Genomic DNA, 24,716 nt, shown 5'->3' on the forward strand with positions numbered 1-24,716 from the left:
CCATGACAACCGTATTCAAGAGTGCAGAAGACATGCTGGCGTCCACCGGCCTGGCGCTGGGGACGAGCGAATGGGTGCTGGTCGACCAGGCGCGCATCGACCTGTTCGCCGAGGCCACTGGCGATCACCAGTGGATTCACGTCGACCCGGTCCGCGCCGCCGAGGGTCCGTTTGGCTGCACCGTTGCCCACGGCTACCTGACGCTGTCGCTGGCCAATCTGTTTCTGCCCCAGCTGATGCAGGTGCAGAACATGCAGATGGGCGTCAACTACGGCTGCGACAGGGTACGTTTCCCCGCGCCGGTAACGGTCGGATCGCGGGTGCGCGGTCGTGGAGAAGTGGTCAAGGTCGAGCAGGTCGGCGCGGCGGTGCAGCAGACCGTGCGCGTGACCGTGGAAATCGAGGGCGCCGACCGCCCTGGCTGCGTGGTGGATACCGTCAGCCGCTACACCTTCAATTCCCTTAACGAGTGAGAAACCCATGAACGAAGTCGTCATTGTCTCCACGGCGCGTACCGCGCTGGCCAAATCCTTTCGCGGTTCGTTCAACGACACCGAGGCCCCAGTGCTGGGCGGGCACGTGGTGCGCGCGGTGCTCGAGCGCGCCGGGGTCGAGGCTGAAGCGGTTGAGGACGTGATCATGGGTGCCGCGGTGCAGCAGGGTACCCAGGCCTACAACATCGGTCGGCTGTGCGCCTACACCGGTGGGTTGCCGCCAAGCGTGCCGGGCATGGCACTGGACCGCATGTGCGCGTCGGGCCTGATGAGCATCGGCGTGGCGGCGAAAAGCATTATGGCCGGCGAAATGAACATTGCGATTGCCGGTGGGGTGGAATCCCTCTCGCTGACCCAGACGAAGCACAAGAACACCTACCGGGCGCAGTCCGAGGCCGTCATCGAATGCATGCCGAGCGCCTACATCCCGATGATCGAGACCGCCGAGATCGTCTCGCAGCGCTATGGCATCAGCCGCGCCGCCCAGGACGAATACGCGCTGCAAAGTCAGCTGCGTACCGCGTCGGCGCAGCAGGCCGGACGCTTTGCCGACGAAATCGTGCCGCTGGCCGCGCGCAAGCGGGTGTTTGACAAGGAAGGCACTCCGACCGGGCATGAGGACGTCCTGGCCGAACGTGACGAATGCAATCGGCCCAGTACCCGTATCGATGACTTGCAGGCGCTCAAGCCGGTCTGGAAGGGTGGCAAGTGGGTCGAGCAGGGCGAGTTCGTCACCGCTGGCAATGCCTCGCAGTTTTCCGACGGCGCCAGCGCCTGCCTGTTGATGAGCGCCGCCGAGGCCCAGCGTCGCGGACTCCAGCCCTTGGGTATCTACCGCGGTATCGCCGTCGCGGGCTGCGCGCCGGAGGAAATGGGTATCGGGCCCGTTTTCGCAGTGCCGCGGCTGCTTCGGCGCTTCGGTCTGACGGTTAACGACGTCGATCTCTGGGAAATCAACGAAGCCTTCGCCAGCCAGGTGCTGCAGTGCCGCGATGCCCTGGGCATCGATAACGACCGCCTGAACGTCAACGGCGGCGCCATCGCCATCGGCCACCCGTTCGGCATGTCCGGGTCGCGGATGGTCGGCCATGCGCTGATCGAAGGGCGCCGTCGTGGTGCGCGCTTCGTGGTGGTTTCCATGTGCATCGGCGGCGGCATGGGCGCGGCGGGCCTGTTCGAGCTGCCGTGACCTGACGCAGGCGCCCCTCCGACCGTCGGGGCGCAGTTGTATGTAATCCGTTTGGACGATGTTGCGGGCGCGGCCCTGGCCAGATGATCAAGGCGGTCGTCAGGGTTGCTCCCCAGGCGTCCCGCAAGCCCAGATATCTATAAAAATAAAAAGGATGCAGCCATGCGTTTATCAGAACTCGCTTCGCTTCCCAAGCGTCGCTGGGGCCGGACCACGGCCTATTCACTAACCGCCCTCGGATTTGTCGCCCTGGCGGCGGCCCAAGCCCTAGAACAACACAACGCTCCTAGCCGGGGCGCTAGCCTCAATGCCCATTCCATCCAGCTGCCCTTTGGCTTGAACGTCCCCTCGGACTCATTTCGCTGATTGGTAATGTTTGAAGAGGACGCGAAATGCCATCCTACGAGACTGCCGGCTGCCGTCGATCGACAGGCAGGCGTCAATTGATTGCCTATGCCCTAAGCGGCCTGGTCATGGCAACCGTTGCATTTGCCTTCGCCCCGCGTGCCCCGGCGATGCTAGAACCCACTCAACTTCATCCCGATCGCGTGCATATCAACGACATGTTGATCAATGGCGAGCGTCTGGTCGCCGTCGGCGAGCGTGGCACCATCCTGGTCAGCCTGGACCATGGACGCTCTTGGCAGCAGGCGACACTGGCCACACAGCGCGCGGCAACCTTGACCGGCGTCGCGGCGCTGGATGAAAACGTATTGCTGGCCGTTGGTCATGATGGCTGGAAGCTGCGCTCCGCAGACGGTGGCGCCACCTGGCATGAGGTCGCCTTCGGGGGCGAGCTGGGTGAACCGCTACTGGACGTCTGGAGCGCAAACGGGCGGGACGCCTTCGCGTTGGGCAGCTTCGGCAAGTTTTACGAGTCCGCTGACGGGGGCAACACCTGGGCGGCCCGCGAGGTGACAGCGGACGGCTGGCACCTCAATGGAATGGGGGGAGCCCGCAACGGCCGGCAGATGCTGGTGGGCGAGCAGGGGTTGGTGCTCCGCAGCGAAGACGCCGGCCGCACCTGGGAAACTCTGCCGGCGTTCTACAACGGCTCACTGTTCGGGGTAGTGAGACTGAGCGATGAGCGGTGGGTGACCTACGGCATGCGCGGGCGGGTGTTCCTTACCGATGATTTCGGTGAGAGCTGGACGCAGGTCGAGCTCGGTCACAGCCACGCGCTGTATGGCCATGTCCTGCTGCCCGATGCGGCGGGAGTCATGCTGGTGGGTGCTGACGGCAGCGTGGTGCACTTGGCTGCCGATGGACGCCTGCTGCAGAGTACCCAGCGCAGCGGCCTGGGCACCCTGACCTCGGCGGTTGCAGTGAGCCAACGACTGGTGCTGGTAGGAGGCGAACGTGGCGTTTTTCAGGGCGTTGAAGCGCAACGCCTGGCGGTCAGCACACACAGGAGCATGCCATGAGCCATAAACCGAGCAGAATCGAGCGTTGGGTAGAGTGCTGTGCCGACGGGCTGATGGCGTGGAGAAGGAGCCTGCTGGCGCTGTTCGTGCTGATCACGCTTGGCTTGGGCTACAGCGCGACCCAGGTTCGGCTGGACCCTGCATTCAACAAGCAGATTCCGGTTAGCCACGACTACATGCTGAACTTCCTCGACTACAGTCGCATTTTTACCGGTGCCAACCGGGTGCTGGTGAGCGTGCGCTGGAAAGGCGAGGGCGACATCTATAACCGGGAGTTCCTCGAGACGCTGCAAAAGGTCACTGACGACGTCTTCTTCATCTCCGGTGTCAGCCGACCCAGTGTGACATCGCTGTTCACCCCGAACGTGCGCTATATCGAAGTCACTGAAGAAGGCTACGTGGGTGATATGGTGGTGCCGCCACACTACGCGGGGTCGGCGGAGGATCTGGCGCAGGTGCGCAGCAACGCGGCCCGTTCGGGGCAGATCGGCAGCCTGATTGCCAACGACCTCAAGTCGGCCTTGGTTCGCGCCGACCTGCAGGACAGCGACACGAGAACCGGCGAGGCGGTGTCCTATGCGGCGATTGCCGAGGAGCTCGAAGCCATCCGGGAGCGTTACGCCAGTGACACCATCGAGATCAACATTGTGGGGTTCGCCAAGCTGGTGGGCGATGTGATGGAGGGGCTGAGTACGGTGATCGGCTTCTTTGTGGTGGCCTTTGTCATCACTGCCGTGCTGCTCTGGCTTTACACCCAGTCGCTGAAGCTGACGGTGGTTTCGCTGATCGTGGCCCTGCTGCCGGTGATCTGGCTGCTCGGTCTGCTGCCGCTGCTGGGGCTGGGCATCGACCCGATGTCGATCCTCGTGCCGTTCCTGATCTTCTCTATCGGTGTTTCCCACGCCGTGCAGATGACCAATGCCTGGAAGCAGGATGTGTTGCAGGGCTGCGACTCGATTGGCGCGGCACGCTCGGCGTTCTGCAAGATCTTCATTCCCGGCGCCCTGGCGTTGCTGATGAATGCGCTGGGCTTCGCCGTGATCATGCTCATCGACATTCCGATCGTCCACGAGCTGGGCATCACCGCCTGCATCGGCGTGATGCTCATGATCATCACCAACAAGATGATGTTGCCCATCATCATTTCCCACCTGAGACTGGAAGGCAGCGCACGTTCGGGCAGCAGGCCGGCGTCCGCCGGACGGCATCCGCTGTGGTGGCGCCTCTCCGCGCTGGCGCTGCCGGGGCCGGCGCTCGTCGTGTTCGCCTGCTGCGTGGTGCTGCTCGGCTTTGGCGTGAGCAAGGCGCGTCAGCTGGAAGTTGGCGACATCGGCACCGGCGCGCCGGAGCTGCGGGCCGATTCGCGTTACAACCAGGACAACGAAAAGATCATTGGCAGCTATTCCATAGGTCTCGACGTGCTGGCAGTGTTTGTCGAGTCCCCCGGGGGGCAGGAGGCATGCCTCGATCCGAAGGTGATGCGCGCCATCGAGGCGTTCGATTTCGAGATGCGCAATGTCACCGGCGTACAGTCCGTGCAGAGCGTGGCGAGCATGGCCAAGGCGGTGATTGCCGGAAACAACGAGGGCAACCCGCGCTGGTCAGCCATTCCCGGCGCCTCGCGGGGCCTGCAGCAGGGCTCGCTGGCGTATTCGCCGGACCACGGGCTGGTCAGCGAAGGCTGCCAGCACCAGCAGATCCTGGTGTTCCTGACCGATCATGAGGGCGCGACGATTTTCCATGTCATCGATGAGGCGAAACGGGTCATCGCCGACGTCTCGATCCCCGAGGCGCGCTTCAAGCTTGCCGGTGGCAACGTCGGGGTGATGGCGGCGTCCAACGAGGCGGTCAAGCGGGCCGAAGTGATCATGCTCGCCGCACTGTTTTGCTCGGTGGCTTTGTTCTGCCTGCTGACCTTCCGTTCGCTGCGAGCCGTTCTGTGCATTCTGGTGCCGCTGGGCATCGTCGCCATCCTCTGCAATGCCCTCATGGCCATGCTCGGTATCGGTCTGAAAGTGGCAACCTTGCCGGTGATGGCGCTTGGGGTGGGCGTCGGCGTGGACTATGGGATCTACCTCTACGAGCGCATCCAGCATGAAATGGCCGAGGGCCGGGATTTGCGAACGGCGTTCTACGAGGCCATGTGCCAACGCGGTACAGCGGCGGTATTCACCGCAGTGACCATGTCCATCGGCGTCTGCACCTGGGCATTCGCACCGCTCAAGTTCCAGGCGGACATGGGGGTGCTGCTGGCTTTCATGTTCCTGGTCAACGTGTTCGGCGCAATCCTTGTGCTGCCGGCGCTGGCGGCCTGGTTCAACCAGGGCAGGGCACTGGTCAAACCCAGCAAGACGGCGGCACCGCTCGCCCAGGCCCAGGCCTGATCGAGCCGTGCAGTGTTATCAGCGGCCTCTTTCGAAACCCGGGAGAGCCGCTCTATAGTGAGGCTTTCGGAGTAAGGGCCTAGCGCCTGAACTGCCGTTCAGCGGTCTGGGCATGACCAAGGTCTGCCCAGACCGCAAGCAAATAATAACAACAAGGGGGCTGCAGGCCCCCAATGCCGAGGTGAGCGAGCATGAATCCACAGCAGAGACAATTGCTGGCCCAGGCGGGTATCGGGGTTGAGCAGTACGATGAAATCATCAGCAGCATGTACGACGCTGCACTCGATTCGCTGAGCCTTGGGCGTGCGATGAACCTCATGCGCAACTTGTTCCAGGCCAACTACGTCACGCTGATTCTTCGCGTCTCGGAGGATGCGGTGATGGCGCCGATGATCGTGTCGGGTGAGGTGGACGGCATAGATGATCCCAGTTGCGCAGTCACGTACCTGACCTATCAGAACGAGGGCGCGCCGTTCAACGCCATCGAGCCGGACGTGGTGTTTACGATCGAAGACTTGATGACCTTGGCCGAGTGGTCGAGCTCCACCTACTATCTGATGTACTGCCATCCCCATAGCACCTTCCACATGCTGGGCGTGAATATCGCCACGTCTGAGGGCGGTGTGCTGCGTTTTCGGATCAACCGACCCAAGTCCGCGCCCGCCTTCAGCGAGACGGATCGCCTCCTATGCGAGCTGCTGGTTCCGCATCTGCGTAGAGCGATGCGTTTTTACTCGCAGCTCGATCGCAGTGCGTCGCTGGGTACGTTGTACTCGCAGGCCATCAGTCGCCTTTCCGTGGCCACCCTGGTGCTCGACGAAAATGGCAAGGTGCTTGAGTACAATCCCGTGGCCAGCGAGATCCTGGAAAGCAATGACGGGCTCAAGCTGGTCGGAGGCCGTCTGGAGGCGACCTATCCAAGCGACAATCGAGAGTTGCAGCGGCTGCTGCGTGCAGCCTTCGCGGGACAGAATGTGGAGGGCGAGAGCGCTACGGCTGCGGTATCGATTTCGCGCCCGTCGGGGCAGGTGAACTTCGGCGTCGTGGTCGAGAGCGTGCCCTCCCAGGACCTCGCCGACAGCAAGGCGCGGCCAGCTGTGGTGGTCTACATCCGCGATGCGGCTGGAAGATCCCTGGCCAACACCATGGTAACCAAACAGCTGTTCAACCTGACCCCCGCCGAGACCGCCCTGGCGCTGGAGCTGGCCAACGGTCTGTCGCTGGAGGAGGCGGCCGAAGAGCTGAATATCCGGCGCAACACGGCGCGCGCGCACCTGCGTTCGATCTTTTCCAAAACCGGCGTGCGACGCCAGACGGAACTGGTCCGGATCATGCTCAACAGTGTCATGGCCTTGGGCAGTTCACCCAGCGTTTACGAAAGTCCGGTACCGCGTCCGCAACTCGCGACCTCGGTCAGACGCTCCGCCTGACCTGCACGTCGTCCTCCGTAGTCCGTGCGGACGATGCTGCGCTCCGACGCCCCTGTTGATACTCGATGCACTGCTACACGCAGTTACAGGGGCTGATCGGGGCTACGCCGCCTACGTGTTTTTAATCCAGGCGTTGAAGCCTTCCGGTCCTCCTGTCATTCGAGCCGTGCCGCGCACTGCCGTCGAACCAATAAGGAGAACAATATGCGACGTAAAAAGATATTGGGCCTGGGCCTCGCCAGCGTACTCGCCTTGCAAATCCATTCTGGCCTGGCGCTGGCACAATTGCCGGCGGATCAGATTGCCCGTCTTGGTACGGAGCTGAGCTGCTTCGGCGCCATCAAGGCGGCTAATGCGGAGGGGTCCATTCCTGAATTCAGCGGCAAATGGTTCGGGGCGCCGGATGGCATCGACCCCGAGGCAAGCAGCCACCCGCAAGATCCCTACGCCGGCGAAAAGCCGCTGTTCGTGATCACTGTCCAGAACATGGATCGCTATGCCGAGCGCCTATCCGCTGGCCAGAAGGCCCTGTTCAAGCAGTATCCAGACACCTTCAAAATGCCTGTATACCCTTCGCACCGCGACTTCAGCTACAGCAAGGGCGTGTGTGACGCCACGCTGGAGAACGCGCGCATCGCCAAGCTGGTGAACAATGGCGAGGGCATTGAGGGGCGCGCCGGAGGGGTGATGTTCCCCATCCCGCAATCGGCCGAAGAAATACGCATGAATGCGACCATGGGCGGCCGTTACGCCTGGACCGAGGACTACATCTCCGACAACGCCTACGTCCTGAAGGACGGCAAGGTCAACTGGGGACGGGTGCACTCGCGCAACTCGGCGCCGGGTAACGAACCGGGCAAGGTGATCTACACCAAGGATCTGAAGGCGTCGGCCTACTACAGCAACCTGACCCTCCTGCCGCAGCGCGACAAAGGCGAAGTGAACAACGGGATTCACAGTTGGGATTATGTCGCCAATCCCTCCCAGAGCTGGCGCTACGACCCCGGCACCCGCCGCGTGCGCCAATCACCGGGCTACGGCTACGACATGTCGTTCCCCGGCACCGGCGGTTCCATCACCGTGGATGAGGTGCGGATCTTCAATGGCTCGGGTCAGCGCTACGACTGGGAAATCCTGGGCAAGAAGGAAATGTACATTCCGGCGAACAACTACAAGATTCATTCTAACGAATGGAAGTACGCCGACATGCTCACGCCCAACCACATCAATCCCGACGTGATGCGCTATGAGCTGCGTCGTGTGTGGGTGATACGGGCCACGCTGAAGGCGGGTTACCGTCACCTCTACGGCAAGCGTGACTTTTACATTGACGAAGACAGCTGGATGCCGGTGATGGGCGACAACTACGACAACCGTGGCGAGCTGTGGCGTACCTCCATGCTCAACACCATTCATCTGCCGGAGCTGCAAGGCTGGCAGGCGGGGGTTGGCCTCTACCACGACCTGAATGCCGGAACCTACCTGGCCTTCAACCTCATCAATGAGCAGCGTCGCGGCTACTACCTGAACCGGGGCGGCATCACGCCCAGCGATTTCGGGCCCGAGGCGGCCCGGCGCGCAGGACAGTAAGCGCAGCACTGACGCATGAGTAACCGTCGCGGCGCTCAGCCGCGACTTCATCGGTAACGAACCGTGCGTCGGCGCTCCCCGCGACGGCGTACCGGAGGTTCCTTGAAATACCTGAGCCTGATCCGGCGCCGAGAGGATTTCACTCCTGAAGCCTTTCGGCGCTATTACGAAAACCAGCACGCGCCCCTGGCGCTTGGTTTCTTTCCGCCGCAACTGTATCGCCGCAACTACGCGGATCCGTCCGTGTCGGTGGGGTTCGATTGCCTCTGCGAGTTCGCCTATCCGGACGACTTCGATATCGAGGCGGCCATGGCGACGCCTGCTGGGCCGGCGCTGGCAGAGGACGAAAGCAAGTTCATCGAGCGTGAACGTACCCGAACAGCGCAGGCATCTCTGTTGTGTGGCGAGCCGCTTGCGCCGCGCCCGCTTGCTGAGCGCGAGCTCTGGCTGATCCCGCACAGCACGGTCGACCGCCAGGCGTTGACAGCAGCGTTCCAGAACATCCCGCTGCATTTACGCTCGGCTGCTTGCCTGGAAGAGCTGCAGCCCTACTGGTGCAGCGATTTCCCCTATGCCGCGTTGCTCAGTTTGGAGTCGCCAACAGTCGATGCGCTGCCAGCGGCCTTCTCGGCGCTCGGTGCAATACGTCTGAACGTCGCTTCCTGCGCCTCCGTGTGCAACTGAGCGGTATGGCGTTATGACCTTTGGCCTAGTCCATGCGGAGGATGAATGGCGAGCTGCTGTGCTCGAAGATGCGGGCCAGCAGTACCTGACAGTCACTGGGTTTCATTAGAGGATAATAATGATGACGAAACTCGTAGAAATCAGTGTCGAAGACACGCTCAAACCCTACCGCTATGCCCGTGGATGGCACTGTTTGGGGGCGGTTGAAGAATACCGTGACGGTAAACCGCACACCTTGGAGGCCTTCGGCACCCGCCTGGTGGCTTTCGCCGACACCAAGGGCGATATCCACGTACTTGATGCCTACTGCCCGCACATGGGGGCCGACCTTTCCCATGGCACCGTGGAGGGCGACCGCATCGTCTGTCCGTTCCACCACTGGAAGTACGATGCCAGTGGCAAGTGCGTCGACATTCCCTATTGCAAGCGGATACCGCCGAAAGCCAAGACGCGCAGCTGGCTGACCTGTATCGAGAACGGGCTGGTGTTCGTCTGGAACAATCCTGAAGGCAGGCCCCCGCGCGAAGGCGTGGTGATTCCTCATCTGCCGGAAATGGACAGCGACGAGTGGATCCATGAGTGGAACATCGACACCATGGTGATCGAGACCAACCCGCGCGAGTTGGTAGACAACCTGGCCGATGCGCAGCACTTCGGGCCCGTGCATGGCACGCCGACCACCTATTTCACCAACATCTTCGAAGGCCATATCGGCCATCAGATCTTCCGCGGAGACTCCGAGCGCCTGGGCGGCGGCCTGTCTGCGGACTCGGCCTATTACGGCCCGGCGACGCATTTCACCCGCCTCAGCTCCACCTTCGGCGGCGTCGAGGTGCATGCCATTCTGCTCAACAGCCACGTGCCGATCTCGCCCAATAGCTTCGTGCTGCGCTTCGGCTGCATGGTCAAGCGAGTGGAAGGCATGACCGAGGAGCAGACCCGCGAGGTCGCCAAGCAATACGTCACCGGCAACCGCAACTCGTTCTACCAGGACGTGGTGATCTGGAAGAACAAGATCCGTATCGACAAGCCGGTCCTGGCCGAGAACGACGGCCCGGTGTACCAGCTGCGCGAATGGTACGAGCAGTTCTTCACCGACGAGGACCAGGTGCCGGCGAGCATGGCCGAGCGCCGCGAAATCGTCACGGTTGATCTGCGTCCGAAGTGATCAGGCGGTTTGCCCTGAGCGGCCGCTCCTACCTGTCTTAACCGAGGCCCAAAAGGGCCTCCTTGGTTCGGTGACCCGGAACATGCCCCGTTCTCCCGTTTTGCTTGAGCGTAATGGCCATGTCGCCCACATCCGCTTCGCGCGGCCCGAGGTGCTCAACGCACTGAATGCCGAAACGGCTGAAGCCCTGCTAGAGACCTGCCTGCAGGTCGCGAACGATCCTGACGCCCGTGTCGTGCTTCTGAGTGGTGAAGGGCGCGCATTCATGGCTGGGGGCGACCTTCACGAGCTGAGAAAGCAGGGTCTCGATGCCGCCAAGCGCATACTCACGCCGTTGCACCAGAGCATCCGCCTCTTGGATGCCATGCCGGTCCCGGTTGTGGCAAGCGTGCACGGTGCGGTTGCGGGTGCCGGCCTCAGTCTGATGATGGTCGCGGATCTCGCGATAGCCGCCGAAGGCACGCGCTTCAATTTCGCCTATAGCGACATTGCGACATCCTGTGACGGTGGCGCGTCGTGGGCGCTGCCGCGGCTGGTAGGGGTGCGCAAATCGATCGAGATCGCAATGCTCAGCGAACAATTCGATGCTCAGGAGGCACTGAAGCTGGGTTTGCTCACTCGCGTCGTCCCCGCTGCGCAGTTGACGCAGGCAACGTGGAACATGGTGGAGCGCCTCCAGGCGCGTGACCCGTTTGCGCTAGCGCACCTCAAGCGGCTTCTGCGGACTTCATTCGATAACTCCCTCGACCGTCAGTTGGAGGCCGAGCGGGAGGCGTTTGTCGAATGCGTGGCACGCCCCGGTTTCCCAGCTGCGCTGGACGCTTTTTTCGAGGCCAAGGCACGACGCAGCGTTCGCCAAGACCAGCTGGCGGCGACAACGGCCTCGACATCGACGTAACGGCGGCGGCTGCGATCTTGGTCGCAGTCGCGCTCCTCATGGTGAGGCCGCTATCCCCGTGATTGCTCGAGCGCCTTTTGCTGACCGAAAAATCCAAAAAACCCAGGCACCTGGCGGTGACTGGGTTTTTTTATGCCTGGTATTTTGTTTTCCCATACGCCGGGCCGTACGGCACCGCCTTTGCTCAATCAGCACTTGACGGTGTGGTCTTCCGTGAGGAAAAAGCCCGTCGCGCAGACGGGCCAACCCTGCGTAAAGGAATCAAACGCCAAGGAACCGCTGACCGCCTTACAGAATCGACAGCGGGTAGTGAACGATCAAACGGTTTTCATGCAGGTCGAAGCCTGGGCCCACACCGCTATCGCGACGCACGTCGGAGTTACGCCAGCGTACGCTGAGGTGTTTTAGCGCACCTTCCTGGAGGGTGTAGGCCAGCTCGGATTCACGGCCCCACTCTTCAGCGTCCTTGCGGCCTGCTGCGGTATGGATGCTGTCGCCGCTGATGTAGCGGTTCATCAGGGTCAGGCCGGGGATGCCCATGCCCGCGAAGTTGTAGTCGTGGCGAATCTGCCAGGAGCGCTCGTTGGGGTTGCCGTAGTCGTTGGTGAAGCTGTCGTTGACCAGGGTGCGGCCGCTGGAGCCATCGATACGCATGAATTTGGTGTCGCCGCTGAGCTTCTGGTAGGCGAGGGTGAAACGGTTGTTGCCGGTTTGGGCCGAGAAGCTGCCTTGGTAGACCTTGTTGTCCAGATCGCCGGCCTTGGCGGCACCTTCTTCCTGGCCGTTGACGTAGCCGAGATTGGCGCCCAGTACCCAGTTACCGACCGGTTGCTTATGGGTGAGTTGTACGTAGCTCTGTTTGTAGACGTCTTCCAGGCGAGCGTGCCAGACGCCGACCATGGTGTTGTTGTCGTTGAAGCGGTACTCACCACCCGCAAAGTCGAAGGCACTGCTGTAAATGCCGCTGTAGGACATGCGCTCCATGCTGGCGTCGTTGCGCTGGCTGTTGCCGTTGAAACGGCCACCGTACAGGCTCAGGCCAGCGATTTCCCGGGACGTGAGCTGGCCACCTTTGAAGGTTTGTGTCAGCGAACGACCATCGTCAGCCCACAGCACGGGCAGTGCAGCAGCCCACTCACCAACCTTCAGCTCTGTATTGGAAAACTTCGCCTTGGCGGCCACTGCGAGGCGGCCGAAGTCATCAGCAGCACGGCCGTCATCCTGTATCGGCAGCAAATCGCTACCGCTGGCGGTGCCGCGACCGCCGTCGAGTTTGACTGCGTACAAACCCAGCACATCAATACCGAAGCCGACGGGGCCTTCGGTGAAGCCCGAGCGGGCGTCGAGGATGAAGCTCTGCGTCCACGCCTCGGCCCGGTCTTGGTCCGTACGAGGGTGCTCGAGGTAGTTGCGGTTGAAATAAAAATTACGCATGCCCAGGTTGACCTTGGCATCTTCGATGAAGCCTGCGGCCTGGACGCCAACCGAGAGGCTGGAGGCCATGACGGCAATGGCAAGCGTGCTGGGAATGAAGTAAAGCGATGCTTTCATTCTTATTGCTTCCTTTTTTCAAGGTGAAAAGTTCCCCGCCGCGCTTGCGGATAGGCGTTTGCAGAGGGGAGGGTGTTGGCTGTTCTAGGAGATTCGGCGTTTCAGCATGGCGCCTCGGTCAGGCCAACCTGCGCGTTGCGAGGGTGCCGTTGCGGGGCGGGCAGTCTGGGAAGTCAAGTGAGCGGATTCAATTCGGTTGATGTCTTTTTGTGCGATTAACGAACGCGTTAATGCTGTCTGAAGAAGCAATAAGAACCGGTCTACAAAAGGGGGTTCGGGCGATAAGGTCCTCACGGAGCGCGCGACCGCTCGACGGACCTTATGCCGGGTCTTGGCCTCCCGGTTATTGAACTTATCGACCTGAGGGGACCCGAAAAGCTGTGCCTGCGCGTCCGGCCGTTGCCGGAGCAGGCCGGCATTTGGCGTTTTTTCGGGAGAGGCTCAAATAATGAATTGGGATGTAGTGCTGGACGAATCCTTGTGGATTCGGGTCGCCCTGGTACTGGCCGTTACGCTGACCAGTTACGGGGTGCTGCGCGTTGTACTGTCCTTTGTCACGAAGCGGCTGCAAGAGCGTGCCGAGAAATCCAATGGCCGGTTGACCGCCATCGCGGCGCAGATGCTGGCGCGTACCAGCCACTTGCTGCTGTTCGCCTTCTCGTTGTTGATCGGCCTGAAAGTGGTGGAGCTGCCGGAGCGCTGGCAAGCCATGATGTCCCACGGCTGGTTCATTGCCCTGGCGTTTCAGATAGCGCTCTGGGCGGATGTCGGCGTGCGTCTGTGGATGGACAGCCTGACGCGCGATGGCATCGCGCGCAATCCGGTGACGACCACCCTCATCGGCATCATGGTGCGCCTGGTCGTGTGGACCATGATGCTGTTGTCCATCCTGGCCAATCTTGGCGTCAACATTACCGCTCTGGTGGCCAGTCTTGGTGTGGGCGGCATCGCCATCGCACTGGCCGTGCAGACGCTGCTAAGCGATGTGTTCGCCTCGCTGTCCATCGGTATCGACAAGCCTTTCGAGATCGGCGACTTCGTGGTGTTTGGGTCGGTGTCCGGCACCATTGAGCACATCGGGCTGAAAAGCACCCGCATACGCGCGCTGAGCGGCGAGCAAGTGGTCTGCTCGAACGCTGATTTGCTCGGGCAGGTCGTGCACAACTATAAGCGCATGAATACCCGCCGCATCGTCTTCACGTTCGGCATCGCCTACGACACGTCGAGCGATAAGGCGCGTCAGGTTGGCCAACTGGTAAAGCGCATCATCGACGCTCTAGACGAGGTGAAATTTGATCGCGCCCATCTTCTTGCCTTCGATGAAAGCCGGATGACTTACGAGGTGGTCTACATCATGCAGACGGCCGACTACAACCGGTACATGGATATCCAGCAGGAGATCAATCTGGGCCTGATCGACGGGCTCAAGGAAATGGGCGTGCGCTTTGCCTTTCCGATTCGCCGCGTGGAATTCAGCGGTGGGCGATTGCCCGAGGTCAGAGTCGGCGGGCTGCCGATGGAAGCTCCGCCCGCCAACCAGCCAGAGGGGGACGCGCAGTGGCTTACTCGCCGCTAGTTGCGCGTTGCAGTACATACTCGCCGTGTAGCCGCACGGCGTCGGCGCCACCAGCGGCAGGAATGCGGATGTCCAGGTACAGCCGGGCCAGGCCACGACGGCGGTACTGGGCGACGAACTTATCCCAGACGTCATCGGCGGGGGCGGCGCAGATCGCCACTGAATCCTCGGCCACCGGCAGTGGGTATTCAATTTGGCCACCCTTGATGACAATGTGCCCCGCGTCCAGGTCGCTTTCACGCAGGCGCAGCGTCAGCCAGCCCCAGCCGGCGAGCACGCTGAGGCTATACAGGCTGCCCCCGAACATGGTGCCCTTGTGGTTGCTGTTGGCGGCCAGGGGCATGGCCAGTTGCAGTTCATTGCCGTCCCAACTGCGGACCGTCAGGTCCATGGCACGGGTCAACGGGATGTCTTGATGGATTAGGTCTTCAAGGAAGCGGCATTCGGATGTCATGGTGCGGGCCTGGGTGTGGTACGTGGGCGCATGATCCTCGCCGGTCACGCAAGCTGCAATGTTCTGTCAGTCGGTGCGGCGCAGGCAGCGGGTGGCAATAGAGTCGTCGGCAGGGTGTATTACTGTACATCCATCCAGATAAAGTCCTTGCCTCAACGCGTCCCTCTGCGCATCCTGTGGCCATCGCAACAATCCAGATGGCAGCTATGCGGCTTTTTTTGTGTGAAAAACCTTCCCAGGCCAAGGACATTGCCAAGGTGCTCGGCGCCAGCCGCCGTGGCGACGGGTGCTGGCTGGGGGCCAATGTCACGGTGACCTGGTGCATCGGCCATTTACTGGAAACCGCGCCGCCGGATGCCTATGACGCGCGCTACAAACGCTGGGCGCTGGCTGATCTGCCGATCATCCCGGCGCAGTGGAAAATGCAGGTCAAGCCCAGGACGGCTAGCCAGTTCAAGGCGGTCAAGCGTCTGCTGGGCGAGGCGCGTGAGCTGGTGATTGCCACGGATGCGGACCGCGAAGGAGAGATGATTGCCCGCGAGCTGGTGGAGCATTGCCGTTATCGCGGGCCGATCCAGCGGCTCTGGCTGTCGGCGCTGGATGAGGCGTCGATCCGCAAGGCGCTGGCCTCGCTCAAGCCGGGTGCCGAGACCTTCAACCTTTACCATGCCGCGTTGGGGCGTTCGCGTGCCGACTGGTTGATCGGCATGAACATGAGCCGCTTGTTTACGCTGCTGGGTCGGCAGTCTGGTTATCAAGGTGTGTTGCCGGTGGGGCGAGTACAGACGCCGACGCTGCGGTTGGTGGTGGACCGTGATCGCAGCATTGAGGACTTTGTGCCGGTGCCGTTTTGGGCAATTGACGTCGCGCTGCTGGCCGAGGGGTGTGTTTTCACCGCCCAGTGGCGAGCGCCGGAAGAGGCCTGCGACGATCAAGGTCGCTGCTTGAATCAGGCGCTGGCGCAGAATGCCGCGAACGCGATGAGCGATGCTACCCACGCTCGGGTGATGAAACTGCGCACCGAACGCGTGCGCGAAGCGCCGCCCTTACCGTTCGATCTCGGCACGTTGCAGGAGGTGTGTTCCAAGAAGCTGGGACTTGGCGCCCAGGAAACCCTGGATATCGCACAGGCCCTCTACGAAACCCACAAGCTAATTACCTATCCACGCAGCGATTGTGGCTACCTGCCGCTCAGCCAGCATGGCGAAGCGCCGGCCATCCTTGCAGCCCTGGTACGTGCCGATCCGGGGCTGACCACATTGCATAAATATCTCGACCCGCAGCGCCGTTCACGGGCTTGGAACGATGCCAAGATCAGCGCCCACCACGGTATCATTCCGACCGCCGCCGCAGCGGGGCTGGAGCGGCTGCAGGGCCGGCAGCGCGCGGTCTACACCCTGATCCGGGCGCGTTATCTGGCTCAGTTTCTGCCCAGCCATGAATACGACCGCACCCAGGCGGATTTCGCATGCGCCGGGCAGGCGCTACGCGCCGTGGGAAAACAAATTGCCGAGCCGGGCTGGAAGCGCGCCTTGCCCGAGGCGTTGGCGCCTGCCAAGGGTCGCGAAGCGGTGCAGCCGCAAACCTTACCGGCGCTGGCCGAAGGGTTGGATTGCGCGGTAACCCAGGTCACGCTCAAGGACCTGTGGACACAGCCACCCAAGCCCTTCACCGAGGGTGACCTGATCAAGGCGATGAAAAACGTCGCCAAGCTGGTGGACGATCCTCTGCTCAAGCAGAAACTCAAGGACACCACCGGCATAGGCACCGAAGCGACGCGCGCCGGGATCATCCAGGGATTGCTGGATCGAGGTTATCTCACCAAGCAGGGCAAGGCCCTGGCGGCCAGTCCGGCGGCGTTCAGCCTGATCGATGCGGTGCCGCGTGCCATTGCCGATCCCGGCACCACAGCGATCTGGGAGCAGGCGCTGGACATGGTACAAAGCGGCGAGATGTCGTTAGAGGAGTTTGTCGCCAAGCAATCGGCGTGGATGAGCAAGCATGTGCAGCGCTGTCTCGGTTTGTGTCTGACCATCAGCGGGCCGGCGCATCCGGGCGGGCAGGGCAAAGCACCCTGGAAGAAAAAGCGTACCGCTGGCGCTGCAAAACGCACGACGAAACCGGGCCGAAAAACAGCGCGTTGAGCGCTCAGGTGCATCATCCCGCCTGGGATGGTGTAGAGTTTCGCGCCGTCGCGCTCAGCCACTGTGAGCACTGCGACGGATCTTTTTGGTGAATGAAGAACGGGGATTTATGGGCAAGCAGATTCGCATCGGTATCGTCGGATACGGCAACCTGGGGCGCGGCGTCGAGGCCGCTATCGCGAAAAATCCGGACATGACGCTGGCGGGGATTTTTACCCGCCGCGCGCCGGCTGACCTGAAGCCGCTGTTCGCGCAAACACCGGTGCATGCAATGGCGTCGCTGAACGAGTTCCAGCAGACCATCGACGTGCTGATCCTCTGTGGTGGCTCCAAGGACGACCTGCCCGAGCAGGGGCCGGCCCTGGCCGCGCTGTTCAATACCGTGGACAGCTTTGACACCCATGCACGCATTCCCGAGTATTTCGCTGCGGTGGACGCGCCGGCCCAGGCCCACGGCAAGACGGCGCTGATATCCATTGGTTGGGACCCGGGCATGTTCTCCATCAACCGCCTGTATGGCGAAGCGCTGCTGCCCGATGGCGTGACCTACACCTTCTGGGGCAAGGGCCTGAGTCAGGGGCATTCCGATGCCGTGCGCCGGGTGCCGGGCGTCAAGGCCGGTGTGCAGTACACGCTCCCTTCGCCGGATGCAATCGAGCGGGTACGTAGCGGTGCGCGTCCCGAGCTGTCCACTCGCGAAAAGCACACCCGTGAATGCTATGTCGTGCTGGAAGAAGGCGCTGATGCCGCTGTGGTGGAGAAGGCGATTGTGGGCATGCCGCATTACTTCGCCGATTACGACACCCGCGTGAACTTCATCAATGAAGAAACCTTGCGCACCGAGCACAACCGCATGCCCCATGGCGGTTTCGTGATTCGCAGCGGCAACACCAGCGAGGCCCATGCGCAAGTGGTCGAGTATTCGCTGCAGCTGGAAAGCAACCCCGAATTCACCGCCAGTGTTCTGGTGGCCTACGCACGTGCGGCTTACCGCCTGAATCAGCAGGGCCAGTTCGGCGCCAAGACCGCTTTCGACGTTGCACCGGGCCTGCTGTCGATCAAGTCGCCGGCGCAGCTGCGCGAAGAGTTGCTGTAACGCGACAACGCCGATCGGCTGTTTAAGGCTGTCTTTCTGGGGCCGCGAGTTGCTTGGGATCAATTTTTGCTTTGTACGGGACGGCTATGGTCTCCCGTACCGTTGCTGATCCCTTCAAGCACATTCGGTGTTCAACCCACAGAGGAAGACAGACATGATTTCCAGTCGTGAAGACGTCACCAAAATGATTCTGGCCGCCAAGGTCAGCAAAGGCCTGAAATGGCGGCAGGTTGCGGAAGCGCTCGGCTTGTCCAAGGAGTGGACCACGGCCGCCTGCCTGGGCCAGATGACGTTTGACAAGGCCCAGGCAGAAGCCGTGGGCGACCTGTTTGGCCTGTCTGACGAAGCCGTGGCCTGGCTGCAGATCGTGCCCCATAAAGGGTCATTGCCCAGCGCTGTGCCCACCGATCCACTGATCTATCGCTGGTACGAGATCGTCAACGTCTATGGCAGCACCCTCAAGGAGCTGATTCACGAGGAGTTTGGTGACGGCATCATGAGCGCCATTGATTTTTCGATGGACATCCAGCGAGAGGAAGACCCCAAGGGCGATCGGGTCAACGTGGTGCTGTCCGGCAAATTCCTGCCCTACAAAAGCTATTGAGGCGACAGGGCTAATCGGTTCCCGGACCGGCACGCGTGGCCGGTCACGGGGCAGCGTTCGATTGCGTCTCTGGCTTCCTGTTAGAATCGCTCCCCGGCAATTCCACACCAGACGTTATCGAATGCACGCTGAACCCGTTTTGACCTCCGCAACAACGTTTCCCACCCTGTCCCGTCGCTTTTCCGTGGCGCCGATGATGGATTGGACGGATCGGCATTGCCGGTACTTCCTGCGCCAATTGTCCCGCCATACCTTGCTCTACACCGAGATGGTCACCACCGGGGCGTTGCTGCATGGTGATCATCCCGAGCGTTTTTTGCGCCATGACGAGTGTGAGCATCCGCTGGCGCTGCAGTTGGGCGGTAGTCGGCCGGACGAGTTGGCCGCCTGCGCGAAAATGGCCGAGGCCGCCGGGTACGATGAGGTAAACCTGAACGTCGGTTGCCCCAGCGACCGCGTGCAGAACAACATGATTGGCGCCTGCCTGATGGGCCATCCGGCGCTGGTGGCCGAGTGCGTCAAGGCGATGCGCGATGCGGTCGGCATCGAGGTGACGGTCAAGCACCGGATCGGCATCGATGGCCGTGACAGTTACGCCGAGTTGTGCGATTTCGTCGGCCAGGTGCGCGAGGCGGGCTGCCGCAGTTTTACCGTGCATGCGCGCATCGCCATTCTCGAAGGCCTGTCGCCCAAGGCCAATCGCGAAATCCCGCCGCTGCGTTATGACGTCGCCGCGCAGCTGAAACGCGATTTTCCGGACCTGGAAATCATCCTCAACGGCGGGATCAAGACCCTGGATGAATGCCGAACCCATCTGCAGACCTTCGATGGTGTCATGCTCGGCCGCGAGGCCTACCACAACCCTTATTTGCTGGCCCAGGTGGATGCAGAGCTGTTTGGTAGCGAGGCGCCGTCGATCAGTCGCGCTGAAACGCTGGCGCGCATGCGTCCGTATATCGAGCGTCACCTGGCCGAAGGCGGCGTGATGCATCACATCACCCGTCACGTGCTCGGCTTGGGGCAGGGCTTTCCGGGCGCCCGGCGTTTCCGCCAACTGCTGTCGGTGGACGTGCACAAGGCGCCTGAGCCGCTGGCGGTGCTCGACCAGGCCATTGAGATGCTGGCCGGGCGCTAATGGATTGCGGCTCCGGCGGAAAACAGCGGCGGTAATCTCCGCGTAGCAACTTGCTGATATGCTCCAAGGGCTTGTGCCCTTCGCTACGGCGAAAAAACGGGAGCGATGAGAATCTCTCATCCATTACCGTGTCAGGGAATGACTCTTTCGATCTGCATATCAGGTACCGCCCATGTCTTCCAAGCTGGAACAGCTCAAAGCCATCACTACCGTTGTCGCCGACTCGGGCGATCTGGAGGCGATTGCTCGCCTTAAACCCGTGGATGCCACCACCAATCCGTCGCTGCTGCTCAAGGCCGCCGCCATGCCGGGTTATGCCGCGTTGCTCGATCAATCGATCGCAGCCAGCGGCGGCGACTTGACCCTGGCCTGCGACCGCTTCGCCGTAGCCGTGGGGCAGGAAATCCTCAAGATCATTCCCGGACGGATTTCCACCGAGGTGGATGCCCGACTGTCTTTTGATACCCAGGCGACCCTGCGTCGTGCCGAACGACTCATCGATCTGTATAAGCAGGCGGGCATCGGCCGTGAGCGGGTGCTGATCAAGGTTGCCGCCACCTGGGAAGGCATTCGTGCCGCCGAGCTACTGGAAAAGGCCGGCATCCAGACCAACCTGACACTGCTGTTCTCATTTGCCCAGGCCGTGGCCTGTGCGGACGCCGGTGTATTTCTGATTTCACCTTTCGTGGGGCGCATCTACGACTGGTACAAAAAAGCCGATGGGCGAGATTTTACCGGCGCAGAAGACCCTGGCGTGCGTTCGGTGACGCGTATCTACAACTATTACAAAGCCAACGGCTACGCGACCGTGGTCATGGGCGCGAGCTTTCGCAACCTGGGCCAGATCGAACAACTGGCAGGCTGCGACCGCCTGACCATCAGCCCCGAGTTGCTGCAGCAGCTGTCTGAGGATACACAGACGCTGGAGCGTCGCCTGCAACCAGGTGCCTCCGCCGAGCCGCGCCAGTCTCTGGATGAAGCCGCGTTCCGCTGGGCCTTGAACGAAGACGCCATGGCGACGGAAAAATTGGCTGAAGGGATTCGCCAGTTCGCCCGGGACCAGGAAAAGCTTGAGGCGTTGCTCAAGGCTCGCGCCGAGCGCTGAAAACGGTGCAGGATGGACAACAACGGTTGTCCATCCTGCACGCTGGCTGTTTCGTTGAGAGAAAAGACGGTAGCCGCGACGCCATCGAAAGGGCACACGCGGCGCCGGTTTATTCCAGTGGCATTTGCAAGGTCGGGATCGCACACTAGCGCCCCTTTTCTGGTCGGTGAGGTTTGAAGTGTCCAAAGGCGTAGTGCTTTCGGTCATGGCTTCGGTGCTGTTTGCCGCTCTGTATTACCTGTCGACCCTGTTGGTTCCGCTGAGCGGGACCGAGATTTTCGGCTGGCGGGTCATCCTCACGTTGCCTTGCTTGATGCTGTTCATCAGCCTGACCGGGGGATGGTCCGCGGTGGCCGAGTTGACGCGGCGCGTTCGCGCCGCGCCCTGGTTGGTGCCTGGCATGGTGCTGTGCGCCTTCCTGTTTGGCGTGCAACTCTGGCTGTTCCTCTGGGCTCCCCTGCAGGGGCGCGGCCTGAATGTCTCGCTGGGTTATTTTCTTTTGCCGCTGAGCATGATCCTGGTGGGCCGCTTACTGTTCAACGAGCGACTGAGCCGGCTGCAGCAGCTGGCAACGCTACTGGCGGTATGCGGCGTAGCCAATCAGATACTGGTGGTTGGCGGCCTGGCCTGGGAGACCTGGTTGGTAGCGCTGGGCTATCCCGGCTATTTTGCCTTGCGCCGCAAGATGGGCACCGATGGATTGGGCGGCATGTGGTTCGAAATGATCCTGATGGTGCCGGTGGCGCTCTGGTTTGCCTGGGCGGGTGGCGAAATGGTGGTGCATTTCAGCGAGCAACCCCGTCTGTTCGGCCTGGTGCCCTTGATGGGCATGATCAGCGCCTGGGCCTTGATCAGCTATCTGATGGCCAGTCGCCTATTGCCACTGGGCTTGTTCGGGTTGCTGGGTTATGTCGAGCCAGTGCTGCTGGTGCTGGTTTCGCTGTTGATCGGTGAGCGGATTCAGAGCAACGAATGGCTTACATATATCCCCATCTGGGCGGCCGTGCTGGTGCTGGTGCTGGAAGGCGCGCGGCATGTCTGGCGCCGGCACGGGGCTGCGCCCAGCACGCAAGCACAGCGTGAGCCAAGGCCCACCCGGCATTAGCCGCGGTAATAGCGTTGCGGCACGAACGGCATCTTGGCCACCGTAACCGCCACACGTTTGTCGCGCACCCGTGCCCAGAGCTGAGTTCCCAGCGTTGCCTGGTCGCTGTCCACATACCCCATAGCCACCGGAGCACCCAGGCTGGGCGCAAAACCACCGCTGGTAACCTGGCCGATCACTGTGTCGTTGGCGTCCAGTAGGTCGGCGCCTTCTCGAACCGGGATGCGCTCCTGGGGTAGCAAACCAACGCGTTTGCGGGCCACGCCGTCGCGCTGCTGGGCGAAAATGCGCTCGGCACCGGGAAAGCCACCTGCCCGGTCACCCTCGGCACGGCGTACTTTGGAAATGGCCCAGAGCAGGCCGGCTTCGGCCGGCGTGGTGCTGGGGTTCATGTCGTGGCCGTACAGACACAGCCCGGCTTCCAGGCGCAGCGAGTCGCGGGCGCCAAGGCCGATGGGTTGGACTTCTTTTTCGCTGAGCAGGTGGCGGGCAAGGGCGTCGGCATGGCTGGCGGGCACGGAGATTTCGAACCCGTCCTCGCCGGTATAGCCGGAACGGCTGGCCAGGCACTCGCAACCGAGCAGTTCGACGGGCGCGATCTGCATAAACGTCATTTGTTCCACCTGGGGGGCCAGACGGGCGAGCACGGCGGCGGCCTGCGGCCCCTGCAAGGCAAGCAGTGCGCGCTCTTCGAACAGCGGCTCGATTCCACACTGCGTGCCGAGATGCTGCTGCAGGTGCTTCAGGTCGTGCGTCTTGCAGGCGGCGTTGACCACCAGTAACAGCCGGTCTTCAGCGAGCTTGGCAACCATCAGGTCGTCGAGGATGCCTCCCTGTTCGTCAGTGAACAGGGCATAGCGCTGCTGGCCTACAGGCAAGTCGATAATGTCCACCGGCACCAGGCTTTCCAAGGCGCTCGCCGCCGCCCTGCCATGCAACAGAATCTGGCCCATGTGCGAGACATCAAACAGGCCAGCCTGCTCACGGGTGTGCAGGTGCTCCTTGAGAATGCCCAGCGAGTAGTGCAGCGGCATCTCGTAGCCTGCGAATGGCACCAGGCGGGCACCACGTTCTTGGTGCAGGGCGTGTAACGGGGTTTTTGCCAAGGCTTCGGTGGTCATAGGGTTCTCCTTCGGTAGCTAGAAGCTGCAAGCGCCAAGCCGCAAACAGAGGCAGCGAACAGTGGGTGATTTGGACAAGTGGATTTAGCTGTCGCTGAAGCTTGCCTCTGCTTTCAGCATTCGATGATGTTCACCGCCAGTCCGCCGCGAGAGGTTTCCTTGTATTTGCTTTTCATGTCGGCACCGGTCTGGCGCATGGTGCGAATCACCTTGTCCAGCGAGATGGAATGCTGGCCGTCGCCCCGCAAGGCCATGCGCGCGGCGTTGATCGCCTTGACCGCGCCCATGGCGTTGCGCTCGATGCACGGAATCTGTACCAGCCCACCGACCGGGTCGCAGGTCAGGCCCAGGTTGTGCTCCATGCCGATTTCGGCGGCGTTCTCCACTTGCTGTACGGTGCCACCGAGCACTTCGCAGAGCGCGCCGGCGGCCATCGAGCAGGCCACGCCAACTTCGCCCTGACATCCGACTTCGGCGCCGGATATCGACGCGTTTTCCTTGTAAAGAATGCCGATGGCGGCGGCCGTGAGCAGAAAGCGCACCACGCCGTCTTCATCGGCGCCGGGAATGAAGCGTCGGTAGTAATGCAACACCGCCGGAATGATCCCGGCGGCGCCATTGGTGGGCGCGGTGACCACCCGCCCGCCGCTGGCATTTTCTTCATTGACCGCCAGCGCGTAGAGGTTCACCCAGTCGAGCACATTGAGGCTGTCGCGCAGGTTGGCTTCGGGATTTTCACTCAGCTGGCGATACAGCCCAGCGGCGCGGCGACGCACCTTGAGGCCGCCGGGCATGATGCCTTCATGGCGACAACCGGCGGACACGCAGTCCTGCATGACCTGCCAGATCTCCAGCAGCGCGCGGCGGGTGTCGGCCTCCTCGCGCCAGGCGCCTTCGTTGGCGAGCATCAGCTCGCTGATGGACAGCTCATGCTCAACGCACAGGGCGAGCAGTTCCTGGCCGCTGTGGAAGGGGTAGGGCAAAAGCGTTTGGTCTTCGACGATTCGGTTAGCGCCGGCTGCCTGCTCGTCCACCACGAAACCGCCGCCGACCGAATAATATTCCTGGCTGCACAGTTGCATGCCGAACAGGTCGAAGGCCCGGAAGATCATCCCGTTGGGGTGGTACGGCAGCGGTTTGCGGATAAATGCCAGGTGGTCCTTTTCGACAAAGGGGATGCTTTTCTGGCCCGCCAATCGCAGTTCGCCGCGCTCGCGAATGGTCGCCAGTCGAGCTGGCAGGCTGGCAATGTCCACGTGTTCCGGCTGCTCTCCCTCCAGCCCGAGTAAGACCGCCTTGTCGCTGCCATGCCCCTTGCCCGTTGCACCCAGTGAACCGTACAGCTCGACCTTGATGCTGGCGGTGGCGTCCAGCAGGGCCGTGCGTCTAAGTCCCTCGGCAAAGCGTGCGGCGGCTCGCATCGGCCCCACGGTATGAGAGCTGGAGGGGCCGATACCGATCTTGAACAGATCGAGAACGCTGAGGGACATGTGACACTCCGAAGATAACGTTCAATGTAAATCTCAGCTCAGTACAGTTGGCCAGGCCGGGGAATGCCAGCTTT

At 61.9% G+C, this 24,716-nt stretch carries 20 protein-coding genes; 16 read left to right on the forward strand and 4 right to left on the reverse strand.

Going from position 1 to position 24,716, the window contains the following annotated elements; all coding sequences use genetic code 11:
• Positions 1 to 2: 2 nt before the first annotated feature.
• The 9 genes from H9642_RS16345 to H9642_RS16385 all read left to right on the forward strand — a co-directional run bounded on the left by H9642_RS16345 (position 3) and on the right by H9642_RS16385 (position 11,261).
• The gene (locus tag H9642_RS16345; protein WP_251837533.1) at positions 3 to 473 is read left to right on the forward strand and encodes a MaoC family dehydratase; all 471 of its coding nucleotides are present in this window, start codon (positions 3 to 5) and stop codon (positions 471 to 473) included.
• A 7-nt stretch (positions 474 to 480) separates the two neighbouring features.
• Entirely contained in the window at positions 481 to 1,683 is a 1,203-nt protein-coding gene (locus H9642_RS16350) for an acetyl-CoA C-acyltransferase (RefSeq protein ID WP_251837534.1), read from the forward strand.
• A gap of 473 nt (positions 1,684 to 2,156) precedes the next feature.
• Positions 2,157 to 3,107 carry a WD40/YVTN/BNR-like repeat-containing protein gene (locus H9642_RS16355; RefSeq protein ID WP_251837535.1) on the forward strand — a complete coding sequence of 317 codons (951 nt, stop codon included), beginning with the start codon at positions 2,157 to 2,159 and terminating at the stop codon, positions 3,105 to 3,107.
• Complete coding sequence (locus tag H9642_RS16360; RefSeq protein WP_251837536.1) at positions 3,104 to 5,491, forward strand: efflux RND transporter permease subunit; 2,388 nt, start codon at positions 3,104 to 3,106, stop codon at positions 5,489 to 5,491. Before H9642_RS16355 ends, H9642_RS16360 begins: the two co-directional genes overlap by 4 nt.
• A 191-nt stretch (positions 5,492 to 5,682) precedes the next feature.
• The gene (locus H9642_RS16365; RefSeq protein WP_251837537.1) at positions 5,683 to 6,921 is read left to right on the forward strand and encodes a helix-turn-helix transcriptional regulator; all 1,239 of its coding nucleotides are present in this window, start codon (positions 5,683 to 5,685) and stop codon (positions 6,919 to 6,921) included.
• 204 nt (positions 6,922 to 7,125) lie between these two features.
• Positions 7,126 to 8,511 carry a DUF1329 domain-containing protein gene (locus H9642_RS16370; protein ID WP_251837538.1) on the forward strand — a complete coding sequence of 462 codons (1,386 nt, stop codon included), beginning with the start codon at positions 7,126 to 7,128 and terminating at the stop codon, positions 8,509 to 8,511.
• A 102-nt stretch (positions 8,512 to 8,613) separates the two neighbouring features.
• The gene (locus tag H9642_RS16375) at positions 8,614 to 9,195 is read left to right on the forward strand and encodes an EthD domain-containing protein (RefSeq protein WP_251837539.1); all 582 of its coding nucleotides are present in this window, start codon (positions 8,614 to 8,616) and stop codon (positions 9,193 to 9,195) included.
• A gap of 121 nt (positions 9,196 to 9,316) precedes the next feature.
• Positions 9,317 to 10,363 carry a 3-ketosteroid-9-alpha-monooxygenase, oxygenase component gene (locus H9642_RS16380; RefSeq protein ID WP_251837540.1) on the forward strand — a complete coding sequence of 349 codons (1,047 nt, stop codon included), beginning with the start codon at positions 9,317 to 9,319 and terminating at the stop codon, positions 10,361 to 10,363.
• Positions 10,364 to 10,445: 82 nt separating this feature from the next.
• The gene (locus tag H9642_RS16385) at positions 10,446 to 11,261 is read left to right on the forward strand and encodes an enoyl-CoA hydratase/isomerase family protein (RefSeq protein ID WP_251837541.1); all 816 of its coding nucleotides are present in this window, start codon (positions 10,446 to 10,448) and stop codon (positions 11,259 to 11,261) included.
• 288 nt (positions 11,262 to 11,549) lie between these two features.
• On the opposite strand, the gene H9642_RS16390 is transcribed toward H9642_RS16385, so the two are convergent.
• A complete protein-coding gene (locus H9642_RS16390) occupies positions 11,550 to 12,812 on the reverse strand; it encodes an OprD family porin (RefSeq protein WP_433962719.1) in 1,263 nt (420 codons plus the stop codon).
• Positions 12,813 to 13,260: 448 nt separating this feature from the next.
• Between H9642_RS16390 and H9642_RS16395 the strand changes: the two genes are divergently transcribed.
• Positions 13,261 to 14,388, forward strand: coding sequence for a mechanosensitive ion channel family protein (locus H9642_RS16395; RefSeq protein ID WP_251837542.1), 1,128 nt, complete (start codon positions 13,261 to 13,263; stop codon positions 14,386 to 14,388).
• On the opposite strand, the gene H9642_RS16400 is transcribed toward H9642_RS16395, so the two are convergent.
• A complete protein-coding gene (locus tag H9642_RS16400) occupies positions 14,375 to 14,842 on the reverse strand; it encodes a YiiD C-terminal domain-containing protein (protein WP_251837543.1) in 468 nt (155 codons plus the stop codon). The two genes, H9642_RS16395 and H9642_RS16400, sit on opposite strands and share 14 nt — an antisense overlap.
• A gap of 206 nt (positions 14,843 to 15,048) precedes the next feature.
• On the opposite strand from H9642_RS16400, the gene H9642_RS16405 reads away from it, so the two are divergent.
• The 6 genes from H9642_RS16405 to rarD all read left to right on the forward strand — a co-directional run bounded on the left by H9642_RS16405 (position 15,049) and on the right by rarD (position 22,031).
• Positions 15,049 to 16,986 carry a DNA topoisomerase III gene (locus H9642_RS16405; protein ID WP_251837544.1) on the forward strand — a complete coding sequence of 646 codons (1,938 nt, stop codon included), beginning with the start codon at positions 15,049 to 15,051 and terminating at the stop codon, positions 16,984 to 16,986.
• Positions 16,987 to 17,074: 88 nt separating this feature from the next.
• Positions 17,075 to 18,082, forward strand: a complete 1,008-nt coding sequence (locus tag H9642_RS16410) for a diaminopimelate dehydrogenase (protein WP_251837545.1) — start codon at positions 17,075 to 17,077, stop codon at positions 18,080 to 18,082.
• A 154-nt stretch (positions 18,083 to 18,236) separates the two neighbouring features.
• The gene (cynS, locus tag H9642_RS16415; protein WP_251837546.1) at positions 18,237 to 18,686 is read left to right on the forward strand and encodes a cyanase; all 450 of its coding nucleotides are present in this window, start codon (positions 18,237 to 18,239) and stop codon (positions 18,684 to 18,686) included.
• A gap of 121 nt (positions 18,687 to 18,807) precedes the next feature.
• Positions 18,808 to 19,821: a tRNA dihydrouridine(20/20a) synthase DusA gene (dusA, locus tag H9642_RS16420; protein WP_251837547.1), complete on the forward strand. Its 1,014-nt coding sequence runs from the start codon at positions 18,808 to 18,810 to the stop codon at positions 19,819 to 19,821.
• A gap of 172 nt (positions 19,822 to 19,993) precedes the next feature.
• A complete protein-coding gene (gene tal, locus H9642_RS16425) occupies positions 19,994 to 20,926 on the forward strand; it encodes a transaldolase (protein WP_251837548.1) in 933 nt (310 codons plus the stop codon).
• A gap of 178 nt (positions 20,927 to 21,104) precedes the next feature.
• Positions 21,105 to 22,031: an EamA family transporter RarD gene (gene rarD, locus H9642_RS16430; RefSeq protein ID WP_251837549.1), complete on the forward strand. Its 927-nt coding sequence runs from the start codon at positions 21,105 to 21,107 to the stop codon at positions 22,029 to 22,031.
• On the opposite strand, the gene gcvT is transcribed toward rarD, so the two are convergent.
• On the reverse strand, positions 22,028 to 23,152 hold the full coding sequence (gene gcvT / locus H9642_RS16435) for a glycine cleavage system aminomethyltransferase GcvT (protein WP_251837550.1): 1,125 nt from the start codon (positions 23,150 to 23,152) through the stop codon (positions 22,028 to 22,030). The genes rarD and gcvT overlap by 4 nt on opposite strands.
• Before the next feature lie 113 nt (positions 23,153 to 23,265).
• Positions 23,266 to 24,642: an L-serine ammonia-lyase gene (locus tag H9642_RS16440; RefSeq protein ID WP_251837551.1), complete on the reverse strand. Its 1,377-nt coding sequence runs from the start codon at positions 24,640 to 24,642 to the stop codon at positions 23,266 to 23,268.
• Positions 24,643 to 24,716 lie beyond the last annotated feature (74 nt).

This window comes from Serpens gallinarum (assembly GCF_014836765.1).
GTDB lineage: Bacteria > Pseudomonadota > Gammaproteobacteria > Pseudomonadales > Pseudomonadaceae > Serpens > Serpens gallinarum.